This window comes from Diaphorobacter caeni (assembly GCF_015354245.1).
In the GTDB taxonomy this organism is placed as follows: Bacteria; Pseudomonadota; Gammaproteobacteria; order Burkholderiales; family Burkholderiaceae_C; genus Diaphorobacter_A; species Diaphorobacter_A caeni.
Genome location: NZ_JADKYZ010000002.1, coordinates 336,744 through 361,462, shown reverse-complemented (window position 1 = coordinate 361,462; position 24,719 = coordinate 336,744). Strand labels below are relative to the sequence as shown.

Below are 24,719 nucleotides of genomic sequence, written 5' to 3'. Positions count from 1 at the left end.
TCTCCAATCGAGTGAAACAAGGAATGGAGGGGAAGCCGCCCCTCCTGCGGGGGGACGGGTCAGGCTTTGAGCTGGCGCAGGCCATCGGCCAGAAGCCACAGAGCGCGGTTCAGGCGCACATCGGAATCAATGCCCTGCACGGGGCGGGTGTGCTGGCGGCGTCCGTTGACGCTGCGCCCGGACAGTCCGCCCTTGGTCAGGTTCTCCTGCGTGCGGTTGAACACGCTCCACAGGTCGGGGCGGCGGTCGTCGAACCGGCGTGGCATCAGGATTTGCGACTCGGTAACGGGCGCGGGCTTGTCCGGGTCGTCGTACTTGAGGGCCAGCGCGGCGCGGGCGAACACTTCCGATTCGCCATCGTCCAAGGTAATGCCGCGCATCAGGTCGCGGGATTCCTTCACGCGCTCAAAGCCGCTCAACACCTCGAAAGCGCCTTCGATGACTTGGCCCGCCACGTCGCCTTTGTGAGGTACGCGCACGTCCGCCACGGTGTCGCCGCAGACAAGCCCATTGCTGCACACGAAGCGGAACATGCCGGCCAGCATTTGGTAGCTGCTGGTGCCGTCATGCGAGTTCAGCAGCACGATTTCGTTGGCCTCCGCGCCGTTGATCTGGCTGGCATGGCGCAGGCGCAACATGTGTTTCGTGTGCTCGCGCTTGCCTTCGTTGCGCACGCGGGTCTGGCACACCATGAAGGGCTGGAACCCTTCTTTCCGAAGCTCGGTCAGCACGGCGGCGGTGGGGATGTAGCTGTACCGCTCGGAACGGCTCTCATGCGGAGCGTCCGCGAAGATGGACGGGGCCACCCTGCGAATCTGGTCATCGGACAGCGGGGAGTCGCTGCGCAGTGCCGGGGAATGGGAAGCGAAACGGGATGCGAGTTGCATGGTCTTTCTCCTGACAAAGAAGGGTTTGCTGTTCACACCGCACACCGGATTCCAAGATTCGGAGCCCAGCCTTCCGGCTGTTCGGTGCGGTCGGCACGAAGAACCCGGTTGGCCCTGTTGCCACCGTCTTTCCTGAGTTCATCGCCCGCGACGGTCAGGAGCGCGCGGACGGGGGCCGTCAAGGAAACAAGCGCAGGGGTGGTGCGGCCCGCAGGCGCAGCCGAGGACACGGCCCTGCGCGCCTTGATGGCACACGGAAGCGGGCTACAGTCGCGGACAAGGTGATGAAGTCAGGGAAGACGGCTGGACAAGGCAACGGCCCCTCGACACGCCGACCGCACGGCAAGCGAAGCGCGCAGGCCCGAAGCTGGAAGCCGGGCCGGAGGCGTCAGCCGAGCGGAGCGAGGGAACGATGGAAGCCCGACAGGGGCGAGACGCCGCAGGCGGCTCGATGCGCAGCACGACAGCGCGACCGGCCATCTCCCAGGTGGCCGGGGACGCCCAGGTTCAAGGGCACCTCACACCAAGGCAGTCGATCTGCTCGATACCACCCTGTAAAATGTTGGTTGGGTGTTAGCTGCATGTCGCAGCGGGACAGGTTCATGCGTCGGTCGGGCCGCCACGCGGAGTTCTGACGACCATGAATCGCCACACCACGCGGCAGGATCTGCCGCGCGCCCAACTTTTGGCCGAACGCGCCTTCGCCACCCTCGAACGTTTCCTGCACATCGAAGCTGCAAGCGGCATCGTGCTATTGATAGCGGCCGCCGTGGCCCTGATCTGGGCCAATTCGCCGTTTGCCCACAGCTACCACGCGCTCTGGCATTTGCCGATGTCGCTTGGCATCGGCAGCTTCACCGTCGCCCAGTCGCTGCACTTCGTCATCAACGATGGCCTGATGACGATCTTCTTCCTGGTCGTGGGCATGGAAATCCGCCGTGAAATCCATGAAGGCGCCTTGAGCAATCTGCGCCAGGCCAGCCTGCCGATCATGGCGGCGCTGGGCGGCGTCGCCGTGCCCGCGCTGATTTACGTGGCGCTGAACACCGACCCATCGCGCCTGCAGGGCTGGGCCGTGCCCACAGCCACCGACATCGCCTTCGCCGTGGGCGTGCTCGCCCTGCTGGGCCGGAGCATTCCGGGCAACGTCCGCGTCTTTTTACTGGCGCTGGCGATCATCGACGACATCATCGCGGTGCTCATCATCGCGCTGTTCTATTCGGGCGGCCTGGACCTGTCGGGCTTTCTCGTTGCTGCGATGGGCATCCTCGTGGTGCTGGGCTTCCAGCGCATGGGCGTCGGCTCGGCATTCGCCTACGTGCTGCCTGGCGCCATCGTCTGGATCGGCCTGCTGATGACCGGCGCGCATCCGACGCTGGCCGGAGTGGTGCTCGGCATGCTCACGCCCGTGCTGCCGCTGCCCACGCGCGAGCGCCCGCTGGACATGGTGGCGCACGCAGCGCAGAAGCTGCGCGATCACGACGACGCCAAGAACGCCCACCACCTCGCCATGCCGCTCAAGCAATTGCGGCTGGCCCAGCGCGAGCTGTTGCCGCCCGTGGTGCGCGTGCAGACGGCGCTGCACCCCTGGGTGGCGTTCGGGATCATGCCCCTGTTCGCGCTGGCCAATGCAGGTGTGAGCATGGCTGGCATCGACCTGTCCGCCGCCGGCCCGCAGTGGGTGATGGCTGGCGTCGGCCTGGCGCTGGTGCTGGGCAAACCGTTGGGCGTGGTGGGCGTGAGCTGGCTGATGGTCCGCTTGGGCTGGTGCCGACTGCCGCCCGGCGTGTCGTGGAGCGGAATTGTCCTGATCGGTCTGCTGGCGGGCGTGGGCTTCACGATGTCCATCTTCATCGCCATGCTCGCGTTCGACAATGAGACTCTGCTGGGCGCAGCCAAGCTCGGCGTGCTGGCGGGATCGCTGGTGGCCGCTGTGCTGGGGTTGGCTTGGGGCACGATGTACCGGCGCACAACCAAAGCCCTCTGAGCATCGTGATGATGCGGATGCGGCCGATGCCGTTGGCTCGGCCGCATCGATGCCCCATGCTGTACGCAGCGTCTCGGTGGCGCGCCAGGACATCTCGTCAGGAGCAGTCCGAACACCCGAACCTGCGTCACGATGCAGAGACGTTCAACAGCCTTCCGACCCTTCTGAGTTCAGTTGCGCGGGAAGTCGCACAATGATTCAATGAATGTTGTATTATTGAATAATGAACGAGACCCAAGCTGTTTCCGCCCTGAGCGCGCTGGCCCATGCCCAGCGCCTGCGCGTGTTCCGCGCCCTGGTCATCGCCGGCCCTGAAGGGCGGACGCCCAGTGTGCTGGCTGAACAACTCGACGTGGCCCGCAATACGTTGTCCTTTCATCTGAAAGAACTGGCGCATGCCGGCCTCGTCACCATCGAGCAGCAGGGCCGAAACCTCATCTATCGCGCCGACTTCGCCCACATGAACGGGTTGCTCGGCTACCTGACCGAGCACTGCTGCCAGGGCGGTGTGTGCGAAGTCTCCGAACCCTCCCACTGCGATTGCTGATGCCATGACCACCGACGCCACCTACAACGCACTGTTCATCTGCACGGGCAATTCGGCCCGTTCGATCCTCGCCGAAGGCATCCTCAACGACCTGGGGCAGGGCCGCTTTCGAGCCTGGTCGGCCGGCAGCCACCCCAAGGGCGAGGTGCATCCGCTGGCGCTTGCCACGCTGGAGCGGCTGCACATGCCGGCCACCGGCTACCGCAGCAAGAGCTGGGATGAATTCACGGCACCGGGCGCCCCGGTGTTCGACTTCATCTTCACCGTCTGCGACAACGCCGCCGGCGAGGTTTGCCCCCTTTGGCCTGGTACGCCGGTTTCCGCACATTGGGGCGTACCCGATCCGGCAGCGGTCGAAGGCTCCGAAGAGCAACAAATCAAGGCTTTCAAAGACGCGGCATTGACCCTGCGCCGCCGCATCGAACTGTTCCTGTCGCTGCCGCTGGCGCGTCTGGACGCTATGTCCTTGCAGCGCGAACTGCGCGACATCGGCAAGCAATGAGGCGCCCATGACCGCTGTGACTGAATCGGCATCCTCCATGCCGGCCGCCTCGACCATGAGCGTCTTCGAGCGCTATCTGACGGTGTGGGTGCTGCTGTGCATCGCCTGCGGTATTGCCCTGGGCCAGCTCGCGCCCGGCGCGTTCCAGGCCATCGGCCGCATGGAAGTGGCGCAGGTCAACCTGCCGGTCGGCCTGCTGATCTGGGTGATGGTCATCCCCATGCTGCTCAAGGTGGACTTCGGCGCGCTGGGCCAAGTTGGGCAGCACTGGCGCGGCATCGGCGTGACACTTTTCATCAACTGGGCGGTCAAGCCATTCTCGATGGCGCTGCTGGCGTGGATCTTCATCCGCCAGGTCTTCGCTGACTGGTTGCCCGCCGAGCAGCTCGACAGCTATGTCGCCGGACTGATCCTGCTGGCAGCCGCGCCCTGCACGGCGATGGTGTTCGTCTGGAGCCGGCTGACCGGCGGCGATCCGGTGTTCACGCTGTCGCAGGTGGCCTTGAACGACACCATCATGGTGTTCGCCTTCGCGCCCATCGTCGGCCTGCTGCTGGGCCTGTCGGCCATCACGGTGCCCTGGGACACGCTGTTGACTTCGGTGGGGCTCTACATCGTGATCCCGGTCATCCTCGCGCAAATGTGGCGCCGCGCATTGCTGCGGCGCGGCCAGGCCGCATTCGATGCCGCGCTCGCGCGCATCGGCCCGCTGTCCATCGCCGCACTGCTGCTTACGCTCGTGCTGCTGTTCGCTTTCCAGGGCCAGGCCATCCTGCAGCAGCCACTGGTGATCGCCATGCTGGCCGTGCCGATCCTGATCCAGGTGTTCTTCAACTCCGGCCTGGCCTACTGGCTCAATCGCCGGGTGGGCGAGAAGCACAGCATCGCCTGTCCCTCGGCGTTGATCGGCGCGAGCAACTTCTTTGAACTGGCCGTGGCCGCCGCCATCAGCCTGTTCGGCTTCCAGTCCGGCGCCGCGCTGGCCACCGTGGTCGGCGTGTTGATCGAGGTGCCGGTGATGCTGCTGGTCGTGCGCGTGGTCAACCGCTCGCGCGGCTGGTACGAACAGGCGCCGCGCAACACACAAAGGAATACGGCATGAATACCATCACGATCTATCACAACCCCGCCTGCGGCACGTCGCGCAACACGCTCGGCCTGATCCGCAACAGCGGCGAAGAGCCCAGGGTCATCGAATACCTGAAGACGCCGCCCTCACGCGCCACGCTGGTCAAGCTGCTGGCCGATGCCGACCTTAGCGTGCGTGACGTGCTGCGCGAAAAAGGCACGCCCTACGCGGAACTCGGCCTGGGCGATCCCAAGTGGACAGATGAGCAGATGCTCGATTTCATCGAGCAACACCCCATCCTCATCAACCGGCCCATCGTGGTCACGCCGCTGGGCACGCGCCTCTGCCGGCCGTCGGAAGCGGTGCTGGAGATCCTGCCGCAGCCGCAGCGCGGCGCGTTCAACAAGGAAGACGGCGAGCCAGTGATCGACACGGAAGGCCGCCGTGTCTGAATTGCGCCTTGACCTCCCCAATATCGACACGACGCTGTTTCAGCCACCAGACGCGGCGCAATTGCTGGCACCCGATCGCGCCAGCCATGCGCCGCGCTTTCTGCTGCTCTATGGTTCATTGCGGGAACGCTCGTACAGCCGGCTCGCGGCCGAGGAAGCGGCCCTCATCCTGCGCGCGCTGGGCGGCGAGACGCGCATGTTCAACCCCTCGGGCCTGCCGCTGGTGGACGATGCCCCGGGCGATCACCCCAAAGTGCAGGAACTGCATGCGCTCACGCAGTGGGCCGAAGGCATGGTGTGGTGCTCACCCGAGCGCCACGGCGCCATGACCGGCCTCATGAAAACCCAGATCGACTGGATTCCGCTGTCGGTCGGCGCGGTGCGCCCGACCCAGGGCAAGACGCTCGCGGTGATGCAGGTCTCGGGCGGCTCGCAGTCCTTCAACGCCGTCAACCAGATGCGCGTACTGGGCCGCTGGATGCGCATGCTCACCATCCCCAACCAGTCTTCCGTCGCCAAGGCGTATCAGGAGTTCGACGAGGCCGGGCGCATGAAGCCTTCGGCTTACTACGACCGCATCGTGGACGTGATGGAGGAGCTGATGAAGTTCACGCTGCTCACGCGCGATGCGGCCCCCTATCTGGTGGACCGCTATAGCGAGCGCAAGGAGAGCGCCGAGGCGCTGTCCAAACGCATGCGGCAGGAGGCCATTTGATGGCAGAGCCGACCTCCATACAGCACGACAGTGCCTGGCGCGTTTTTCTGGTGTTCCTGCGGCTGGGGCTGACCTCCTTCGGCGGGCCGATCGCGCATCTGGGCTATTTCCGCACGGAATTTGTCGAACGCCGCCGGTGGCTGGATGACCGCGGCTACTCCGATCTGGTCGCGCTGTGCCAGTTCCTGCCAGGCCCGGCCAGCAGCCAGGTCGGCATGGCGCTGGGCCTGGGCCGCGCGGGCTGGCCAGGCTTGCTGGCGGCCTGGGCGGGATTCACCTTGCCGTCGGCGATCGCGCTGATCCTGTTCGCCTTCGGCATCGCCCAATACCAGGGGCTGGCCGAATCGGGCTGGGTGCATGGGCTGAAGGTCGTCGCCGTGGCCGTCGTGGCGCAGGCAGTGTGGGGCATGGCCAAGTCGCTCTGCCCGGATCGCCCGCGTGCCGCCCTGGCGATACTTGCCGCGCTGCTGACCCTGTTCCTGCCATCGGCCACGGGCCAGGTCATCGCGATCGTTGTCGCGGGCCTACTGGGCCATTGGGGACTGAAGCTGTCACAGCCGGCCGGTGGCCAGGTCCATGCCTATCCCGTCTCACGCAAGCTCGGCATCGTGGCCTTGCTGCTGTTCGCCTTGCCCCTGGTCGGCCTGCCGCTGTGGGCGGCGGTCAGCGGATCATCCGTCCTGGCTTTGCTCGAAGGTGTGTACCGCGCCGGCGCGCTCGTCTTTGGTGGTGGCCACGTCGTGCTGCCGCTGTTGCAAGCCACTGTGGTGCCCAGCGGTGCCGTCAGCAACGCCGACTTTCTGGCAGGCTACGGTGCCGCCCAGGCGGTGCCGGGGCCGCTGTTCACCTTCGCGGCGTATCTGGGCGCGGTGGCCCAGGGGCCGCTGCACGGCTGGTGGGGTGGGCTGGTGATGTTGGGAGTGATTTTTCTGCCGGCCTTGCTGGTGCTCGTGGGCGCACTGCCGTTCTGGGAGAGCCTTCGCCACCGCCAGGGCATTCAGACCACGATGGCGGGCATCAACGCGGGGGTGGTGGGCATCCTGCTGTCGGCGCTGTACGACCCGGTGTGGACCAGCGCGATCCAGAATCGGACGGATTTTGGGCTCGCGCTCGCCGCATTCGGCTTGCTGGTCATCGGCAAGGTGCCACCCGTTCTGGTCGTGGCACTGGCGTCGGGAGCTGGCTGGCTCCTGACACCTTGAAAAGAACGCGCACAGAGCACCGTCTGGAGCACGAAGGCATCAGGCCGAGTCGTCAGGGCTCAGGCAGGATTGCGCGACCGGCACCCACGGCGAAGTCGAGTTCAGCAGATAGCGCGCTCCACGCGCATACTGACCACAAAGCCCGCTGGGCCGGTAGAACCCGGTGACGCGACGACGGAACTGCACGCCGTATTCGTTGGTGTAGATCACCGCGTCACCGATCTTGAAGCGCAGCGGCTGGCCGTTCTCCGGCGCGAAGGGCTTGAGCGCATCGTGCTGCGCGGTGATTTCGATGATGTAGTCGTGATGGCTGCTCATGGCATGGATCTCCTGTGAGGATCGAGAAAGCGCAAGGAGCGCCTTGCGGCGCTCCAAGGGCGAGGTCAGACGACGATCCGCCCGGCCAGCCGCGCATCGCGCGCATAGGCGCTCAACCGCTTCTCGCCACGGAAAGACAGGTCGCGCTCGATCGGCAGGCCCAGCCCGCCGCGCACCGTCGCCAGCTCGCCCAGGCTGACCCAGCCGATTTCCGGTATCCCCAGGCCCAGGTCGCAAAGACCAAAGGCGTGATCGTGGTCGTCGGGATCAATCTCGGTCAGGAGCCAGGTCGCGCCGCCGCCCGGCGTGAACAGCTTAACCACGGGCGCCGGATCGAAGTCCGCGTTCTCCAAGGATTCGCGGCCGTTGGCCAGCAGCACGATGCGCTGATCGTCAGTGATGAGTGCGTTGTTCATGGTGAACTCCTGAAAGGTTGCCGGGCGGAATTGCCCGACTCTTCCGGGGCACGGCGCAGCGCAAGCAGTCAGGGGTCAACGACGGCCGCCAGGACGCAAGCGCCATCGGCGCGCAGCCCTTGACGGCGAGAACGCCGTGGCACGATGAAGGGAACAGCAAGACCGCCTCCCTCACACCTCCACGCACCCCGGCTTTCGGCAAGTGCGCAGCACGCGCAGGCCCGTGAGGGCCGGAGTTGCGCCACCAGGCGCAGCAAAAAGGGGGCCGAAGCCCCCTGGGGTCAGATCAAGCCGCGTTCGGCGAAGGACGCGGTGCTGCTACCCGCGACGACGACGTGATCGAGCACGCGCATGTCCACCAGTGCCAGCGCCTCCTTGAGCCGCTGCGTCAGCGCCCGATCAGCGGCGCTCGGCTCGGGGCTGCCGCTCGGATGGTTGTGCGAAATGATGACCGCCGCCGCGTTGAGCCGCAGTGCCTCCTTGACCAGCTCGCGCGGATACACCGATGCACTGTCGATGGTGCCGTGGAACATCTCGACGTACTCGATCAAGCGATGCTGCGTATCGAGGAACAGCACGGCGAACACCTCATGCTCGAAGCCGGCCAGCTTGGCGCGCAGGTACTCCTTGACCGCCACCGGCGAAGTGAACGATGCACCACGCTGCATCTTCTGCTCGATGGCCTGGCGCGCGGCGTCCAGAATCTGGTCAGCCGTAGCCGGCAGGTAGTGACCTTGGGAATCGCGCACCATCAGCGCGGCATCGAACGAGGAAAAGGACAGTTGCGACATGATCGTGCTCCGGTTGCTCGGGCGGAATTGCCCGGAACCGTCGCCAGCACGGCGCAGCGCAAGCAGTCAGGGGTCGCAGACGGCCGCCAGGACGCAAGCGCGCACCAGCGCGCGCCGCCCTTGACGGCGAGAACGCCGTGATACGGTGAAGGGAACAGCAAGACCGCCTACACCCCGCCCACTGCACACCCTCGGCTTTTTGGGGCGAGCAGAGCGCGCAGGCCCACAAGGGCCGGAGGCGTCAGGGATCAAAGCCGAATGGCCGCGATTCGGCACGAAACGCGGGGCGCAGCCCGCGAGCCCGACGGCGGCACGCCGGGACGCAAATACTGCCGGCGCATTGGGCCTATCGCATCGAGCCCGGCCTCACCAAGGCATGAATGATGGGGACAGCGCTGAACTCACACAGACGGGAATCGTCGTGAACGAAAACCGAATCGAACACAGAGAACGCGCCCATTTCACCCAGCAATGGCATCAAATAGGCCGCTGCCTTGGTGTAGTCCACGGCGGGCAATGGCCAGTTGTCGTAAACGATCAGCCAGTTGAGCGGGTATCGAACGAAGCCGTCAGCCGTTGCCTTTGGAATTTTTTCTCCGACGTAGTGGGCGATTGCCGAAGCCCACTCGCGCTCTGGAGAATCCACCTCCCAGCCGCACCCAGGCGCATCAGCCATGATTTCGCTTCGGAGTTGCACTGCCGTCTTGGGCGGCTCTCCAGGCATGACATGCGGTGTGAAATAAACATCTGGCCCCAAGCCTTCCCTTTCACGCAAACAATCGGCGTGAGCTACGTTCTCCGGCACCGCTTCCGTATGCTCAATGCCGACGTTGCCACCGGGCATGTCCAGCACGAAGTCCGGCCTATCGGCATGGGTCAAGGTCAGCGGAAAAGAAAGCCGATTGATCGGCAGCGTCGCCAGCAGATGCGCGATGCAATAGCGCTCTGCATGGTGATTCCTGCGGCCCTCTGAGCGAGGAGGGACGGCAATATCCAGTTCGGCAAGCCGGGCCTTCAGCTCAACCGGGGTATTCGACTGCAAGATGATTTTTGGCATCGCGTGGCTACGCCTCTGCGGTGGACGTTTCATGATCGCGGCGTAAATCGGACACCACTGCGATCAGCCGGTTGATCGGCTCGGCCAATCGCTTGGGCAGCACACGGTGCTGGGTATGGATACCCTGCTCGGCAATCCAGCGATGTGCGATCCAGACATCCTCCTCTGGATCGTTGTTGTTCACGCCGTTGCAATACTTGTAGCCGACAAGTGCATCGGCATGGGAAAGCAGCAGTCGCGCCATCGTCATATGAAAACGATGAGCTTGAAGATCCGCAGTGTTTCGAGGGCGAGGAAGAGTCAAACGCAGGCACCGCTGGCTATTGAAGTCCTTCCAATCAGGCCCGGCGACTTCCCCTGCACGCTCCAGCATCTTGCGTGACTGTTCGCTTTTTCCGTTGACCAACGCGACCGCAACAGCCCCCTTCGGGTATTCCAGCCTTTCCGCCAGCAAGTTCATCCAGTGCGCCAGCTTTTGCAAGGTTGCATCATCTACAAACACCAGGAACTGGTGACGCTGCTCGTCATCGAGGAATGCTGGCAGTTGGGCGTAGAGGGGGTACAGCAGGTCATGGAGATAGATGTACGTTTGCCTGCGCCCTTGTTCGTGGCTGCGCGTGGTGGCGGTCAATGCCTGCTGCGCCCATTCCGGCGTCAACTCGTCGATCGACATTTCCGTGATGTCGATGGAGATGAGCGGGAACCCCAGCGACTTGCCGATCAGTGCTTTGCGCCCGTCGAAGGCATGTCCAAGTTCGATTTCCACGCCACCCAAAACCATCGGCTCCGCTTGAACGGGCGGCCCCAGCACCGCAACATCAAGCCGGAATCGGCTGCCGAAGGGCGTATCCAACGGATGCTCGGTCGCCACACGATCAGCGCCGAGCAATAGATTGCCTTCCAACGGGTAGTCCGACGCATCCACATCCTTGAACCACCACGGCATGGCAAGCCGGGCATCCAGGCGCCGAGCAAGCTCTGCCGCGATCAACTCTTTTGCGCGCCGATGCTCTTGGCTTTCCTGTACAGCCCGTTGCCGTGTGGCTTCTTCGTCATCAAAGTGTGTCTTGAGGTCGTAGGTGCGCTCGACAGGCAACTGCCGAAAATGGGAGCGCCGACGCAGCTTTCCATCTTCAAAGATAGGGCTGACCCACGTCACCATTTGCCGCAAAGCATCGGGAGACACCAACGGCCATAACTTGCGCGCATGTTCCCGGCTGCGAACATCGCGCGCCACAATCCGGGTCTGAAACAGGCCCTTGCGGGAGAAAACGACTACGGCTTCATCCATGCGTGGCGGTCACCAGTGCGGGGCATCAGATGATGGCCTGCAAACCCTTGTTGGCGATGATGTTCAGCAGCTTCAGCGCCGGCCCGGCCGGGTGGGTATCGCCTTGCTCCCATTTGCGTACCGTCGAAGCAGTCGTGTGCAGATGCAGCGCGAACACCGGCTGGCTGAATTTCAGCTCTTCGCGCAGGTGTTTGATGTCTGCGGCACTGAACTCCCGCACTGGCGGCGGGCAGATGGCATCGAACTCGCGCATCGTGACCTTGCCGATCGCGCCAGCATCGTGCAGCGCGGCCAGATCGCCGCGCAGGGATTCAATGAGCTTGCTCGTCACAACACACCTCCAGTAGAACGCCGGATTCCAGCGCCTTCGCCAAGTTCTCTGCCGACAATTCCAGAAACACCTTGCCGGCGAACTGCAACGCCTTCCTTTCGTCCTGCGTGATGTTCGCCTTGTCGCTCTTGGGGAACCCATGCAGGAGCACATAGCGGCTGCCGATCCGTGCCGACAGCAGCGTCCGGTAACCGCCGCTTTTGCCGCCACCAGGGCGCGCGACCCGCTTCTTGTAGAGAAAGCCGCCCAGGTCAACATCCACCAGACCGGCCTCCATCTCCTGGACTGCTTTGCACAACGCGGCATCAGGCAACTTCTCGCCAGCCTGCCACCGTGCAAAGTCCTTGCGTTTGAAGACGGTCATAGCTGGCGCTCCCGAAAACTATACCCGAAACGGGCATAGTTTTCCAGTTCAGCGATCCGCCCGCCCCGCGCTGGGGAAGATTCGCCAGACAGTGTCTGGGAAATTGCCTTGACGACCGTTGTAGGAAGCGTGCAGGTGTTCATGCCACGGCCTCCTGGGGCTGGCGCTGCCGTCCGCCCGTGATGGCTTGGCGGCGGCTGGCCACCAGTTCGGCCGCATCGCGCACGGGCTTGTCCTCGGTGTGGACGTAGTGCATGAACTGCGCAACGGTCTTGTGCTGGGTCAGCTCCATGCCGACCTTGATGGGCACACCCGAATTGGCAATGTCCGTCGCCGAGCGGTGGCGGATGCCATGCGTGCCGACGTGCGGAACGCCGGCGGCCTTGAGCACCCGGCACCAGCCGCCATAGTGTTCGCCGAAGGTCAGGTGCCGGGTCGGGTCGTTGGGCGACGGCAGGACGTAGGGGCAGCCCTCCCGGCGCGGCACAGCCGAAAGCAGCCGATAGGCTTCCGCGCTCATGGGCTTGGACATGCCGCCGGTCTTGCTGTCGGGCCACATCACACGCCGGTTTGCGAGGTCGATCCAGTCCCATTCGAGCGTGCAGATTTCGGAGCGACGGCCTGCGAACTCGAATTGCAGGCGGATCGCCAGCGGAATAACGTAGTTCTCCAGCCCTCCGCCTCCAGCGTCTCCAACTGGCGAAAGATCAGCACCATTTCATCGTCCACGATGAGGCGGGTCTTCTTGCCGGGCGGGTACATCGGAACATGGCGGCACGGGTTGGTGCCGTCCGGGCGGAAGCCCCACACCTCGGCCAGGTTGAACATCTTGCGCAGGATGGCGAAGCCCTTGTTCGCCTCGGTGGGCTTGTAGGAGAGCTTTTCCATGTACCCGGCAATGTCGGGGCGCTTCACGTCAGCCACCTTCTTGCGGCCTAGCATCGGGACAATGCAGCGGTCGATGACCGCCTGATAGCCGCGCCAGGTGCTGGGCTTGTTGCGCTTCTTGGAGTAGTCCTCCATGAACTTCTTGCACAACTCGGCCATCGTGGGCGCCTTGCGCGCCTCGGCCTTGGCACCGCCAGGATCGCCACCCCGGCGAACCTCGGCCAGCCAGTCCTGCGCCATGACGCGGGCCTGTTCGACGGTCAATTCCCCAAACAGACCCAGAGCGGGCTTGCGGCGCTCGCCCGCGTTCGTGCGGTACTGGAGCATGAACACGCGGCGGCCCGCCGGTGTAATCTTGCACAGGAAGCCGGGCACCACGGTGTCCCGCAGCTCGACGGCCTGCGCCTGGGGTTGCGCCGTCTCGACGGCGGTCTTGGTGAGCTTGATCTTTGCCATGATGACTCCTTGGAAGACCCGATTTCCAAGAGCCACATGGGAGCCATGAGAGCGGAAGCCGGGTCAGGTTTCGGAAAGCACCGGCATATGATGGACGCGCGTAAGTTATTGATAAACCTGCTGTATCGGGCTACAGCGCAGTCCAGCGAAATGTCGGGATGGAGTCATCGTGAAACAAAAAACCGCCAGAGCTTTCGCAAAGGCGGTTTTTTTTAAAGCAAACAGAAGCAATGGTGATTACTTCAGCTTGATTTCCTTGTACTCGACGTGCTTGCGAGCCTTGGGATCGAACTTCGTGATCAACATCTTTTCAGGCATTGTCTTCTTGTTCTTGGTAGTGGTGTAGAAGTGGCCGGTACCCGCAGTGGATTCCAGCTTGATTTTTTCGCGTCCGCCTTTAGAAGCCATTTTTGTTCTCCTTGAGGAAATTAAGCCTGGCCACGAGCGCGCATGTCTGCGAGCACGGAGTCAATACCGTTCTTGTCGATCAGGCGCAGAGCAGCGCTGGAGACGCGCAGGCGCACCCAACGGTTCTCGGTCTCAACCCAGAAACGGCGGTATTGCAGGTTGGGGAGGAAACGACGCTTGGTCTTGTTGTTGGCGTGGGAAACGTTGTTTCCCACCATGGGCTTCTTGCCCGTTACTTCACATACGCGTGCCATGAGGACAACACCTATAAGTTTTTACGGTCGTCTGCACCTGAGAACTGCCTGAATTGGCAGGGTGTGCTGACAACCTCACCTCGCCAGTTGATGGGTGGCGGTAGCCCTTGTTTTGCCGTCCTCGGGCGCTGCGATGAGCGGTCCAATATTCAGCAAAGCCTGAGATTATAGCTTGGTTCTTTGTTTTTGGCTTTGGTGGTTTGTTTGGGGGCAGAGGCCGGGAGTTCCGCCCGGCGGCGGAGTTACCTTTTGCTTGCGCGCAAAAGGTAACCTAAAACGCGCCTTCAATACCTCCGGCGGAACTCGCTGCGTTCCTTCGTCACTCCGCTCGGACAACCGCCGGAAATCAGTTTGGAAGAGGGGCATTCGGCACGTCGCCGCGCTCGTGCCGGCATCTCGCGTTGCGAGATGCTTGGGGTCACTCTTCTTGTTCGAGGAAGCGTTGCGCGTCCAGCGCGGCCATGCAGCCGGTGCCGGCGCTGGTGATGGCCTGGCGGTAGACGTGGTCCTGCACGTCGCCGGCGGCGAACACGCCGGGGACGCTGGTCTGGGTGGCGAAGCCTTTCAGGCCGCCCTGAGTGATCAGGTAGCCGGTTTCGTCCATGTCCACGTGGCCCTTGAAGATTTCCGTGTTGGGCGAGTGGCCGATGGCGATGAAGCAGCCTTGCAGCGCCACGTCTTCGGTCTGGCCGGTCTGGGTGCTCTTGATGCGGATGCCGGTCACGCCCGACTTGTCGCCGAGCACTTCGTCAAGGGTGAAGTGGGTCTTGAGTTCGATCTTGCCTTCCTTGACCTTGTCCATGAGCTTGTCGACGAGGATGGGCTCGGCCTTGAACTTGTCGCGGCGGTGGACGAGCGTGACCTTGTTGGCGATGTTGCTCAGGTACAACGCTTCTTCGACGGCCGTGTTGCCGCCGCCGATCACGCAGACGGGTTGCTCGCGGTAGAAAAAACCGTCGCAGGTGGCGCAGGCCGAGACGCCCTTGCCCATGAAGGCTTCTTCGGAGGGCAGGCCGAGGTACTTGGCCGAGGCGCCGGTGGCGATGATCAGCGAGTCGCAGGTGTAGGTGCCGCTGTCACCGGTGAGGGTGAAGGGGCGCTGGCTGAAGTCGACCTTGTTGATGTGGTCGAATACGATGCTGGTCTGGAAGCGTTCCGCGTGCTCCAGGAAGCGCTGCATCAGCTCAGGACCCTGCACGCCCATGACGTCGGCGGGCCAGTTGTCCACTTCGGTGGTGGTCATGAGCTGACCGCCCTGAGCCATGCCGGTCACCAGCAGGGGCTTGAGGTTGGCGCGGGCGGCGTAGATGGCTGCCGTGTAGCCGGCGGGGCCGGAGCCGAGGATCAGGACTTTTGCGTGTGTTGTTGTCGACATGGATGCCACTCAGGTTGCATGACGCCATCGCACGGCTTCTTCCGGAGCGATGTCGGCACGGTGAAAAGTGAAGCGGGGCGATGTTTTCTCCCCGTCGGACGGCATGAAGGGCTGCGTTGGGTGCTCTTGGCGAGGTCCTCCGACCTCCTGTGAGCGGACGACAGCTTCCGCACTTCCCATTGTAGGGACGCCGCATAGGCGCAGTGAGCCAAGGTTTTTGATCTTCCAGATAGACAAGATCAATTCCGAGAGCATTTTCAATGCGTTTCATGTCTGCAGGAGCGGCAGCTTCTGGCACATCCGGTCACATTTAAGAAGAGCTCGCAACTGCTTGATATGGCTGGTAAATTGCGACAATGTGAAGTTGCCGGGCTATCGGTTGATTCCTGTGAATCAACTGGATGAAAAAACAGTACTATCCTGCATCGTCGCTCCAGAATGAATTCAGGTGTTTTGCGCTGTCGCTGCCGCTCCTCGAGGTGGGCGCAGGTGCTGACCATGCTGTAAGCTAGTCCCTCAGTTTGTTATGACCTATTCCCTCAATACCTTGAATGCATCTGCTGGCGGCAAGTCCGCCCCGCGCTCGTGGGCCGCGCGCTTCAGCCATGAAATCGGTCTGCTCGTGGGCTTGCTGGCCCTGGTTTTCTGGCTGCTGGCGCTGCTGAGCTACAACGCGCAGGACGCGGCGTGGTCCACATCGGGCGCGGGAGATGGTCTGCAGGTGCACAACTGGCTCGGGCGCCTCGGTGCCTGGATTGCCGACGGCAGCTACTACGCGCTTGGCTTCTCGGTCTGGTGGTGCATCGCGGCTGCGGTGAAGGCCTGGCTGTCGTCGCTTGCGTACTGGATGCGCGGTGGCGAGCAGGTGCCTTCGGCGGTCGGCCCTTGGGCGCGTCGCTCGATGTTCTGGATGGGCCTGTTGATTCTGTTGCTTTCAAGCACGGCGCTGGAATGGACCCGCCTGTATCGCTACGACACTTTTCTGCCGGGACAGGCGGGCGGCATGCTGGGCTACGCGATGGGCCAGTTCGCACTGAACTGGCTTGGCGATGCGGGCTCGGGCCTGATCTGCGTGATCCTGGTGGTGCTGGGCGCCGCGATGGTGTTCGGTTTCTCATGGGGGCAACTGGCCGAGCGCATCGGTGGTCGCATCGATGGCTTCGTGCAGGGTGGACGCGCCAAGCGCGAGAAGGCCAAGGACGAGGCCGCCGGCAAACGCGCCGCGCGCGAGCGCGCCGAGGTGGTGATGGAAGAGCGCATCGAAAGCGAAGAGCTCCACCCGCAGCCGGTGCAGATCATCGAGCCGGTGTTCACCGAGCCTCAGCAGAGCACGCGCGTGGTCAAGGAGCGTCAGAAGCCGCTGTTCTCCGAGCTGCCCGACAGCAAGCTGCCGCAGGTTGACCTGCTGGATGCCGCTCAGGCGCGCCAGGAAACGGTTTCGCCCGAAACGCTGGAGATGACGAGCCGCCTGATCGAGAAGAAGCTCAAGGATTTCGGCGTCGAGGTGTCCGTGGTGGCTGCGGCCCCCGGTCCGGTGATCACGCGGTACGAGATCGAGCCCGCCACCGGCGTGAAGGGCTCGCAGGTGGTGAATCTGGCCAAGGATCTGGCACGTTCGCTGTCGCTGGTGTCGATCCGCGTGATCGAGACGATTCCCGGCAAGAACTACATGGCGCTCGAGCTGCCCAACGCCAAGCGCCAGTCGATCAAGCTCTCGGAAATTCTGGGCTCGCAGGTCTATCACGACGCCAAGAGCATGCTGACCATGGGTCTTGGCAAGGACATCATCGGCAACCCGGTGGTGGCCGATCTCGCGAAGATGCCGCACGTGCTCGTCGCGGGTACCACCGGCTCCGGCAAGTCGGTGGGTATCAACGCGATGATTCTGTCGCTGCTCTACAAGGCCGAGGCGCGCGATGTGCGCCTGATGATGATCGACCCCAAGATGCTGGAAATGTCGGTCTACGAAGGCATTCCGCACCTGCTGTGCCCGGTGGTGACGGACATGCGCCAGGCGGCCAACGGCCTGAACTGGTGCGTGGCCGAAATGGAGCGCCGCTACAAGCTCATGAGCAAGATGGGCGTGCGCAATCTGGCGGGCTACAACGCCAAGATCGATGATGCCAAGGCGCGCGAGGAGTCGATCCCGAATCCGTTCAGCCTCACGCCCGAGGAGCCCGAACCGTTGCAGCGCCTGCCGCACATCGTGGTGATCATCGACGAGCTGGCCGACCTGATGATGGTGGTCGGCAAGAAGATCGAAGAGCTGATCGCGCGACTGGCGCAGAAGGCGCGCGCCGCCGGCATCCACCTGATTCTGGCCACGCAGCGCCCGAGCGTCGACGTGATCACCGGCCTCATCAAGGCCAACATCCCCACCCGGATCGCTTTCTCGGTGGGCTCCAAGATCGACAGCCGCACCATCCTTGACCAGATGGGCGCGGAGGCGCTGCTCGGCATGGGTGACATGCTCTACATGGCCAGCGGCACGGGCCTGCCGATCCGCGTGCACGGCGCATTCGTGTCGGATGACGAGGTGCACCGTGTGGTCAGCTACCTCAAGGCACAGGGCGAGGCGGACTACATCGAGGGCGTGCTTGAAGGTGGCACGGGCGATGGCGAGGACAGCGGCTTCGGCGGCGAGGCCGGTGAAGGCGGCGGCGAGAAGGACCCGATGTATGACCAGGCGGTCGAGATCGTGCTGAAAGACCGCAAGGCGAGTATTTCTTATGTTCAGCGTAAGCTTCGCATCGGCTACAACCGCTCGGCGCGCTTGCTCGAAGACATGGAAAAGGCCGGTCTGGTCAGCGCGCTCACCGCGAGCGGCCAGCGCGAAGTGCTGGTGCCCGCGCGCGGCGGCGAATGAACGCGCGAGTGGGTGATTGAACCTCTGAAGGTCGGAAGACTCCAACGGCAATCACGCGACTCATGCGCCGCGCGCCTCTAGGAGTTTCAATCAATGATGATGACCAAGCGTTTGATCACGACATTTTTGCTGGCAGCCTGCGCGCAGGTCGCCAGCGCCGACGGCCTGCAGAGCCTTGAGGGCTTCATGAAGGGCGCGAAGACCGGTCGCGCGGACTTCTCGCAGACCGTCACCTCGCCGGGCAAGGACGGGCAGGCGCCGAAGGTGAAGACGTCGAGCGGCAGCTTCGAGTTTCAGCGCCCCGGCAATTTCCGCTTTGACTACAAGCGCCCCTTCGAGCAGACCATCGTCGCCGATGGCAAGACGCTGTGGCTCTACGACGTGGACCTCAACCAGGTCACCCAGCGCGCGCAGTCGCAGGCGCTGGGCAGCACACCGGCCGCACTGCTCGCGAGCGCGCCCGATCTGTCGGCGCTCAAGGCCGATTTCAATCTGACGTCCGCGCCCGAGCAGGGGGGGCAGCAATGGGTGCTGGCCGAGCCCAAGGCCAAGGACGGGCAGATCAAGTCCGTGCGCGTCGGTTTTGCCGGAGACACGCTGGCCACGCTCGACATCGTCGACAGCTTCGGTCAGCGTTCGGTGCTGACCTTCACCAACATGCAGGTCAATGCACAGGTCTCGCCCGCGACCTTTCAATTCAAGCCACCCGCCAATGCGGATGTGGTGAAGCAGTAAACCGCGCCGGCGGCTGGCGCGGTTACGATCAGGCTCTCATCCATCGTCGCCGTGCCTGCCCGTGAATCCGAATTCTTCCGCTCATCAACCCCTCGCCGAACGCCTTCGCCCGCACACGCTGGGTGAGGTGATCGGCCAGCAGCATGTGCTTGGGGAGGGCATGCCGCTTCGGCTCGCGTTCGAGTCGGGTCAGCCGCACAGCTGCATCCTCTGGGGTCCGCCGGGCGTCGGCAAGACCACGATTGCGAGGCTGATGGCGCAGGCCTTTGACGCGCAGTTCATCTCGATCAGCGCGGTGCTGGGCGGCGTCAAGGACATCCGCGAGGCCGTCGAGCAGGCGCAGTCCGCGCGCGACGGACTGATGCAGCAGCGCACCATCGTGTTCGTCGACGAGGTGCACCGTTTCAACAAGAGCCAGCAGGACGCTTTTTTGCCGCACGTGGAAAGCGGCCTGTTCACGTTCGTCGGTGCGACCACCGAGAACCCTTCGTTCGAGGTGAACTCCGCGCTGCTGTCGCGGGCGGCGGTCTATGTGCTGCAGTCGCTGTCCGAGGACGATCTCAAGCAGATCGTCGCCAAGGCGCAGGCGCTAGGCGCGATTCCGGAGATCGAGGCGACCGCGCTCGACCGGCTGATTTCCTACGCCGATGGCGATGCGCGCCGCCTGCTCAACACGCTGGAGACGCTGTCCGTCACGGCCAAGCAGGCGGGTGTGGCGGCCATCACCGACGAATGGCTGCTCAAGGTGCTCGGCGAACGCATGCGCCGCTACGACAAGGGCGGCGAGCAGTTCTACGACACCATCAGCGCGCTGCACAAATCGGTGCGCGGCTCCGACCCCGATGCCGCACTGTATTGGCTGGTCCGCATGCTCGATGGTGGTGCGGACCCGCGCTACATGGCGCGCCGTCTGGTGCGCATGGCGAGCGAGGACATCGGCCTTGCAGATCCGCGCGCGCTGCGTCTGGCGCTGGACGCCACCGAAGTGTATGAGCGACTCGGCTCGCCCGAAGGCGAGCTGGCATTGGCCGAGTGTGTCGTCTATCTGGCGATCGCGCCCAAGTCGAACGCCGTCTACAAGGCCTACAACGAGGCGCGCGCGTTCGTGAAGCAGGACGGCACCAGACCCGTGCCCATGCATCTGCGCAATGCGCCGACCAAGCTCATGAAGGAGCTCGACTACGGCAAGAATTACCGCTATGCGCACGACGAGGAGGGCGGGTTCGCGGCGGGTGAGAACTACCTGCCGGACGGCATGGAGCCGCCGGGCTTTTACCGCCCGGTGCCGCGCGGGCTCGAAATCAAGATCGGACAGAAGCTCGACGAGCTGCAGGCACGCAATGCTGCGGCGCAGCAAGAAAAATAGAACGGCAGTTCAGATGCGTTCCATTTCGGTGCCGAATGTTGCGCAATTCGCGTGTTCCCTATGTGGAGAGATTTGAGCTTGTCTTAATAATGAAATCCATTGGCTAACGTGGCGCAGGCGTCGGGACAAGATCCCGGCAGAAACGTCAGGGGCCGGTTGCATTTCGCTGGTATCGATTCATTCACATGAACCCGCACAGGCAAAAAGGCTGGCGGGTTTTTTGCTAGTAGCGCTTCGGGGCTGCGGCTGAGGCTGGTTCGACTGTCGGCAGGTGTGGTCCGCGCCCATCAAACGCGAAGGATTTTCTTTATGGACATTTTGCTGCAGCAGATCATCAACGGTCTGGTTCTCGGCAGCATGTACGCCCTCATAGCCCTTGGCTACACGATGGTGTACGGCATTATTCAGTTGATCAATTTCGCGCACGGCGAAGTGCTCATGATAGGAGCGCTCACCAGTTGGAGCATCATCGGCATGATGCAGGAGTCGATGCCCGGCGCACCGGGCTGGGTCATTCTGCTGATCGCCACGATCATCGCCTGCATCGTCGCGGCGGCTCTGAATTTCACCATCGAAAAAGTGGCCTACAAGCGGCTGCGCGGCAGCCCCCGACTGGCTCCGCTGATCACGGCCATCGGCATGTCCATCCTGCTGCAGACGATCGCGATGATCCTCTGGAAGCCCAACTACAAACCCTATCCGACCCTGCTGTCCTCCGACCCGTACCACATCGGTGGCGCGGTGATCACGCCCACGCAGATCCTGATCCTGGTGACCACCGTCGTCGCGCTCGCGGCCATGGTCTACCTGGTGAACTACACCAAGCTCGGCCGAGCGATGCGCGCCACGGCGGAGAACCCCAAGGTGGCCGCGCTGATGGGCGTGAAGCCCGACATGGTGATCTCGGCGACCTTCATCATCGGCGCGATTCTGGCGGCCATCGCCGGCATCATGTACGCATCGAACTACGGCACGGCCCAGCACGCGATGGGCTTTCTGCCGGGCCTCAAGGCCTTCACCGCAGCCGTGTTCGGCGGCATCGGCAATCTGGCCGGTGCGGTGGTCGGCGGCCTGCTGCTGGGGCTGATCGAAGCCATCGGGTCGGGCTACCTCGGCAAGCTGACCGGCGGTCTGCTGGGCAGCAACTACGCCGACATCTTCGCGTTCATCGTGCTGATCATCGTGCTCACGCTGCGTCCTTCGGGGCTGCTGGGTGAACGCGTGGCGGACCGCGCCTGAAGGAAGCACGACCATGAGCAAGAACAACAAGACCATCAACTGGGTGCTGGGCGGCATTGCGCTGCTGGTGCTGCCGCTGATTCTTCAATACTTCGGCAACGCCTGGGTGCGCATCGCCGATCTGGCGCTGCTCTACGTGATGCTGGCGCTGGGCCTCAACATCGTGGTGGGCTATGCCGGTCTGCTGGACCTCGGCTACGTGGCCTTCTACGCGGTCGGTGCCTACATGTTCGGCCTGCTGGCCTCGCCGCACCTGAGCGAGAACTTCGCGTGGTTCGCCGCGCAGTTCCCGAACGGCGTGCACCTGTCGCTATGGATGGTGATTCCGCTCGCGCTGCTGCTCGCGGCCTGTACGGGGGTGCTGCTCGGCATACCGGTGCTCAAGCTGCGCGGTGACTATCTGGCCATCGTGACGCTGGGCTTCGGCGAGATCATCCGCATTTTCCTGAACAACCTCGATCACCCGGTCAACGTGACCAACGGACCCAAGGGCCTCGGCGAGATCGACTCGGTCAAGGTCTTCGGACTCAACCTCGGCAAGCGGCAGGAAATCTTCGGATTCGACATCAGCTCGGTGACGCTCTACTACTACCTGTTCCTTGCGCTGGTCATCGTGACCATCATCGTCTGCTACCGCCTGCAGGACTCGCGCATCGGCCGCGCCTGGATGGCGATCCGCGAGGACGAAATCGCCGCCAAGGCCATGGGCATCAACACCCGCAACATGAAGCTGCTGGCCTTCGGCATGGGCGCCTCGTTCGGCGGCGTGTCGGGCGCGATGTTCGCGGCCTTCCAGGGCTTCGTGTCGCCAGAATCCTTCAGCCTGATGGAGTCGGTGATGATCGTCGCGATGGTGGTGCTGGGCGGCATCGGCCATATTCCCGGCGTGATTCTGGGCGCGGTGCTGCTGTCCGCGCTGCCCGAAGTGCTGCGCTATGTGGCAGGTCCGCTGCAGGACCTGACCGGCGGACGTCTGGACGCCTCCATCCTGCGCCAACTGCTGATCGCCTTGGCGATGATCGTCATCATGCTGCTGCGTCCGCGCGGTCTGTGGCCTTCTCCGGAGCATGGCAAGAGTCTTCCCCAGAAGACCTGAGCCAGCCCTCGGAACAGCTACGAAACTTCACAGAATCAACAGAGCAACGATATGGCAGAAACGGCAGAAACATCATCCGATGTGGTGCTCAAGGTGGCCGGTGTGTCCAAGCGATTTGGCGGACTGCAGGCCCTCTCCGAAGTGGGCATCACCATCCGGCGCGGACAGATCTACGGTCTGATCGGCCCCAACGGCGCGGGCAAGACCACGTTCTTCAACGTCATCACCGGCCTCTACACGCCCGACGCGGGCAGCTTCTCGCTCGCGGGCCAGACTTACGAGCCCACGGCCGTGCATCTGGTCGCCAAGACCGGCATCGCGCGCACCTTCCAGAACATCCGGCTGTTCGCCGAGATGACGGCGCTCGAGAACGTGATGGTCGGGCGGCACATCCGCACGCATTCGGGGCTGTTCGGCGCGGTGTTCCGCACGCCCGGCTTCAAGCGCGAGGAGGCGGAAATCCGCGCGCGCGCCCAGGAACTGCTCGACTATGTGGGCATCGGCAAATATGCCGAATTCAAGGCGCGCACGCTGTCCTACGGCGACCAGCGACGCCTCGAGATCGCGCGGGCGCTCGCCACCGATCCGCAGCTCATTGCACTCGACGAACCGGCCGCCGGCATGAACGCGACCGAGAAGGTGCAGCTGCGCGAGCTCATCGACCGCATCCGCAACGACAACCGCACCATCCTGCTGATCGAACATGACGTGAAGCTGGTGATGGGCCTGTGCGACCGCGTGACCGTGCTCGACTACGGAAAGCAGATTGCCGAAGGCACGCCTGCCGAAGTGCAGAAGAACGAAAAAGTGATTGAGGCCTATCTGGGCACCGGAGGACATTGAGCATGGCCGAAATTCTGTTGAAAGTGAGCGGCCTGCGCGTAGCCTATGGTGGCATTCAGGCGGTGAAGGGCGTGGACATGGAGGTGCGCGAGGGCGAGCTGGTCTCGCTCATCGGCTCCAACGGCGCGGGCAAGACGACGACGATGAAGGCCATCACCGGCCTGCTGCCGATGAACGAGGGCGACATCCAGTATCTCGGCAAGAGCATCAAGGGCAAGGGCGCATGGGATCTGGTGCGTGAGGGCCTCGTCATGGTGCCCGAAGGCCGCGGCGTGTTCGCGCGCATGACCATCACCGAGAACCTGCAGATGGGTGCCTACACGCGCGACGATGCGGCCGGCATCAAGGACGACATCGAGCGCATGTTCAACATCTTCCCGCGACTGCGCGAACGCAAGGACCAGCTAGCCGGCACCATGTCCGGCGGCGAGCAGCAGATGCTCGCGATGGGCCGCGCGCTGATGAGCCGGCCCAAGGTGCTGCTGCTCGACGAGCCGTCCATGGGACTGTCGCCCATCATGGTGGACAAGATCTTCGAGGTGATCGGCGACGTCTACAAGCTCGGCGTCACCATCCTGTTGGTGGAGCAGAACGCCAGCCGCGCTCTGCAGATGGCCAATCGCGGCTATGTGATGGAGTCCGGCATCATCACCATGACGGGCGAGGGCGAGACCCTGCTGCACGACCCGCGCGTGCGCGCCGCCTACCTCGGCGAATAAAGCAGCGAATAGGGCAGTGATTCGGGCGGCGCCGTGCTGGCCGCACCCTCTCCTTCCGCAGGGCAGGGGGTCGGCTGACGCGGGGCACCTGCGGCCTGCGCTACATTGCAGCCTCCCACGCGCGAAGCATCGGCATCATGCAATTTCTCCAGTCCCTCCCGATTCCCCTGCAAACCATTCTGTTGCTGCTGGCCAGCAACGTGTTCATGACCTTCGCCTGGTACGGGCACCTGAAGAACCTGAGCACCTCGCCGTGGTACATCGCGGCGTTGATCAGCTGGGGGATCGCGCTGTTCGAATATCTGCTGCAGGTACCCGCCAACCGCATCGGAGCGACCACCATGTCGCTCGGTCAGCTCAAAATACTGCAGGAAGTCATCACGCTCACCGTCTTCGTGCCGTTCGCGGTGTTCTACATGGGGCAACCGCTCAAGCTCGACTATCTCTGGGCAGGGCTCTGCATGGTCGGCGCCGTGTTCTTCATATTCCGCAGTGCATAAGGAAATGACGGGCTCTTCTAACACCAAACCTGTTGAGCGCTGCCC

26 protein-coding genes and 1 pseudogene are annotated in these 24,719 nt (G+C 63.5%); 15 read left to right on the top strand and 12 right to left on the bottom strand.

All coding sequences use genetic code 11. The features are described from left to right. Positions 1 to 59: 59 nt before the first annotated feature. Positions 60 to 887: a DUF932 domain-containing protein gene (locus ISG32_RS05595; protein WP_103018389.1), complete on the bottom strand. Its 828-nt coding sequence runs from the start codon at positions 885 to 887 to the stop codon at positions 60 to 62. 640 nt (positions 888 to 1,527) lie between these two features. Between ISG32_RS05595 and nhaA the strand changes: the two genes are divergently transcribed. The 7 genes from nhaA (at position 1,528) to chrA (ending at position 7,361) form a co-directional block, all read left to right on the top strand. Continuing rightward, the gene (gene nhaA / locus ISG32_RS05590) at positions 1,528 to 2,874 is read left to right on the top strand and encodes a Na+/H+ antiporter NhaA (protein ID WP_103018390.1); all 1,347 of its coding nucleotides are present in this window, start codon (positions 1,528 to 1,530) and stop codon (positions 2,872 to 2,874) included. A 223-nt stretch (positions 2,875 to 3,097) separates the two neighbouring features. Further along, positions 3,098 to 3,421: an ArsR/SmtB family transcription factor gene (locus tag ISG32_RS05585; protein WP_103018391.1), complete on the top strand. Its 324-nt coding sequence runs from the start codon at positions 3,098 to 3,100 to the stop codon at positions 3,419 to 3,421. A 4-nt stretch (positions 3,422 to 3,425) separates the two neighbouring features. Continuing rightward, positions 3,426 to 3,923: an arsenate reductase ArsC gene (locus tag ISG32_RS05580; protein WP_103018392.1), complete on the top strand. Its 498-nt coding sequence runs from the start codon at positions 3,426 to 3,428 to the stop codon at positions 3,921 to 3,923. A gap of 7 nt (positions 3,924 to 3,930) precedes the next feature. Then, positions 3,931 to 5,025 (top strand): ACR3 family arsenite efflux transporter, encoded by a 1,095-nt coding sequence (gene arsB / locus ISG32_RS05575; protein WP_103018393.1) that lies wholly within the window; start codon positions 3,931 to 3,933, stop codon positions 5,023 to 5,025. Then, positions 5,022 to 5,444 carry an arsenate reductase (glutaredoxin) gene (gene arsC / locus ISG32_RS05570; protein ID WP_103018394.1) on the top strand — a complete coding sequence of 141 codons (423 nt, stop codon included), beginning with the start codon at positions 5,022 to 5,024 and terminating at the stop codon, positions 5,442 to 5,444. Before arsB ends, arsC begins: the two co-directional genes overlap by 4 nt. Then, a complete protein-coding gene (gene arsH, locus ISG32_RS05565) occupies positions 5,437 to 6,159 on the top strand; it encodes an arsenical resistance protein ArsH (RefSeq protein WP_194770026.1) in 723 nt (240 codons plus the stop codon). Before arsC ends, arsH begins: the two co-directional genes overlap by 8 nt. After that, positions 6,159 to 7,361, top strand: a complete 1,203-nt coding sequence (chrA, locus tag ISG32_RS05560) for a chromate efflux transporter (protein ID WP_194770025.1) — start codon at positions 6,159 to 6,161, stop codon at positions 7,359 to 7,361. Before arsH ends, chrA begins: the two co-directional genes overlap by 1 nt. A gap of 39 nt (positions 7,362 to 7,400) precedes the next feature. Here chrA and ISG32_RS05555 read toward each other — a convergent pair whose 3' ends face one another. The 11 genes and pseudogenes from ISG32_RS05555 to trxB all read right to left on the bottom strand — a co-directional run bounded on the left by ISG32_RS05555 (position 7,401) and on the right by trxB (position 15,310). Further along, entirely contained in the window at positions 7,401 to 7,679 is a 279-nt protein-coding gene (locus tag ISG32_RS05555) for a hypothetical protein (RefSeq protein WP_103018398.1), read from the bottom strand. 65 nt (positions 7,680 to 7,744) lie between these two features. Continuing rightward, complete coding sequence (locus ISG32_RS05550; protein ID WP_194770024.1) at positions 7,745 to 8,095, bottom strand: DUF2958 domain-containing protein; 351 nt, start codon at positions 8,093 to 8,095, stop codon at positions 7,745 to 7,747. A 281-nt stretch (positions 8,096 to 8,376) separates the two neighbouring features. After that, positions 8,377 to 8,886: a RadC family protein gene (radC, locus tag ISG32_RS05545; protein ID WP_103018400.1), complete on the bottom strand. Its 510-nt coding sequence runs from the start codon at positions 8,884 to 8,886 to the stop codon at positions 8,377 to 8,379. A gap of 346 nt (positions 8,887 to 9,232) precedes the next feature. Next, the gene (locus ISG32_RS05540; RefSeq protein ID WP_103018401.1) at positions 9,233 to 9,943 is read right to left on the bottom strand and encodes a hypothetical protein; all 711 of its coding nucleotides are present in this window, start codon (positions 9,941 to 9,943) and stop codon (positions 9,233 to 9,235) included. A 7-nt stretch (positions 9,944 to 9,950) separates the two neighbouring features. Beyond that, the gene (locus ISG32_RS05535; RefSeq protein WP_194770023.1) at positions 9,951 to 11,234 is read right to left on the bottom strand and encodes a hypothetical protein; all 1,284 of its coding nucleotides are present in this window, start codon (positions 11,232 to 11,234) and stop codon (positions 9,951 to 9,953) included. Positions 11,235 to 11,259: 25 nt separating this feature from the next. After that, positions 11,260 to 11,565: a helix-turn-helix domain-containing protein gene (locus ISG32_RS05530; RefSeq protein ID WP_041104075.1), complete on the bottom strand. Its 306-nt coding sequence runs from the start codon at positions 11,563 to 11,565 to the stop codon at positions 11,260 to 11,262. Beyond that, a complete protein-coding gene (locus ISG32_RS05525) occupies positions 11,546 to 11,929 on the bottom strand; it encodes a type II toxin-antitoxin system RelE/ParE family toxin (protein WP_103018402.1) in 384 nt (127 codons plus the stop codon). The genes ISG32_RS05530 and ISG32_RS05525 overlap by 20 nt, the downstream gene beginning before the upstream one ends. 139 nt (positions 11,930 to 12,068) lie before the next feature. Further along, positions 12,069 to 13,273, bottom strand: a pseudogene (locus ISG32_RS05520) (tyrosine-type recombinase/integrase). A gap of 237 nt (positions 13,274 to 13,510) precedes the next feature. After that, positions 13,511 to 13,681 carry a 50S ribosomal protein L33 gene (gene rpmG, locus ISG32_RS05515; protein WP_187598336.1) on the bottom strand — a complete coding sequence of 57 codons (171 nt, stop codon included), beginning with the start codon at positions 13,679 to 13,681 and terminating at the stop codon, positions 13,511 to 13,513. A 20-nt stretch (positions 13,682 to 13,701) separates the two neighbouring features. Beyond that, positions 13,702 to 13,935 (bottom strand): 50S ribosomal protein L28, encoded by a 234-nt coding sequence (rpmB, locus tag ISG32_RS05510; RefSeq protein WP_066539714.1) that lies wholly within the window; start codon positions 13,933 to 13,935, stop codon positions 13,702 to 13,704. Between the two features lie 418 nt (positions 13,936 to 14,353). Then, positions 14,354 to 15,310 carry a thioredoxin-disulfide reductase gene (gene trxB, locus ISG32_RS05505; protein ID WP_194770022.1) on the bottom strand — a complete coding sequence of 319 codons (957 nt, stop codon included), beginning with the start codon at positions 15,308 to 15,310 and terminating at the stop codon, positions 14,354 to 14,356. Positions 15,311 to 15,836: 526 nt separating this feature from the next. Between trxB and ISG32_RS05500 the strand changes: the two genes are divergently transcribed. The 8 genes from ISG32_RS05500 (at position 15,837) to ISG32_RS05465 (ending at position 24,674) form a co-directional block, all read left to right on the top strand. After that, positions 15,837 to 18,176, top strand: a complete 2,340-nt coding sequence (locus ISG32_RS05500; protein WP_194770021.1) for a DNA translocase FtsK — start codon at positions 15,837 to 15,839, stop codon at positions 18,174 to 18,176. A gap of 99 nt (positions 18,177 to 18,275) precedes the next feature. After that, entirely contained in the window at positions 18,276 to 18,911 is a 636-nt protein-coding gene (gene lolA, locus ISG32_RS05495) for an outer membrane lipoprotein chaperone LolA (RefSeq protein ID WP_228529654.1), read from the top strand. A 61-nt stretch (positions 18,912 to 18,972) separates the two neighbouring features. Then, entirely contained in the window at positions 18,973 to 20,277 is a 1,305-nt protein-coding gene (locus ISG32_RS05490; RefSeq protein WP_407645029.1) for a replication-associated recombination protein A, read from the top strand. 309 nt (positions 20,278 to 20,586) lie between these two features. Then, the gene (locus ISG32_RS05485; protein WP_194770020.1) at positions 20,587 to 21,516 is read left to right on the top strand and encodes a branched-chain amino acid ABC transporter permease; all 930 of its coding nucleotides are present in this window, start codon (positions 20,587 to 20,589) and stop codon (positions 21,514 to 21,516) included. A gap of 13 nt (positions 21,517 to 21,529) precedes the next feature. Beyond that, positions 21,530 to 22,612: an ABC transporter permease subunit gene (locus ISG32_RS05480; protein WP_194770019.1), complete on the top strand. Its 1,083-nt coding sequence runs from the start codon at positions 21,530 to 21,532 to the stop codon at positions 22,610 to 22,612. A 51-nt stretch (positions 22,613 to 22,663) separates the two neighbouring features. After that, positions 22,664 to 23,455 (top strand): ABC transporter ATP-binding protein, encoded by a 792-nt coding sequence (locus ISG32_RS05475; protein ID WP_194770018.1) that lies wholly within the window; start codon positions 22,664 to 22,666, stop codon positions 23,453 to 23,455. Between the two features lie 2 nt (positions 23,456 to 23,457). After that, positions 23,458 to 24,174, top strand: a complete 717-nt coding sequence (locus ISG32_RS05470) for an ABC transporter ATP-binding protein (protein WP_194770017.1) — start codon at positions 23,458 to 23,460, stop codon at positions 24,172 to 24,174. 137 nt (positions 24,175 to 24,311) lie between these two features. Continuing rightward, positions 24,312 to 24,674 (top strand): DMT family protein, encoded by a 363-nt coding sequence (locus tag ISG32_RS05465; protein WP_194770016.1) that lies wholly within the window; start codon positions 24,312 to 24,314, stop codon positions 24,672 to 24,674. The last annotated feature ends 45 nt before the right edge of the window (positions 24,675 to 24,719 follow it).